The 424-nt window shown below is 49.8% G+C and carries 1 rRNA gene (cut by a window edge); it reads right to left on the minus strand.

Annotated elements, in window-relative coordinates:
- A 23S ribosomal RNA gene (locus tag ASE86_RS13205) occupies window positions 1-424 on the minus strand (its annotated part continues 740 nt past the right edge of the window); the annotation flags it as partial.

Consider the following 424-nt stretch of genomic DNA (forward strand, 5'->3'; position numbering starts at 1 on the left):
CCCGTTACATCTTCCGCGCAGGACGACTCGATCAGTGAGCTATTACGCTTTCTTTAAATGATGGCTGCTTCTAAGCCAACATCCTGACTGTTTTAGCCTTCCCACTTCGTTTCCCACTTAGCCAATTTTAGGGACCTTAGCTGGCGGTCTGGGTTGTTTCCCTCTTGAGTCCGGACGTTAGCACCCGGTGCTCTGTCTCCCAAGCTGTACTCTGCAGTATTCGGAGTTTGCATAGGTTTGGTAAGTCGCCATGACCCCCTAGCCTAAACAGTGCTCTACCCCCGCAGGTAATACTTGAGGCACTACCTAAATAGTTTTCGGAGAGAACCAGCTATTTCCAAGTTTGTTTAGCCTTTCACCCCTATCCACAGCTCATCCGCTAGTTTTGCAACACTAGTCGGTTCGGACCTCCAGTACCTGTTAC

This window comes from Sphingomonas sp. Leaf33, from assembly GCF_001421785.1.
Lineage (GTDB): Bacteria > Pseudomonadota > Alphaproteobacteria > Sphingomonadales > Sphingomonadaceae > Sphingomonas.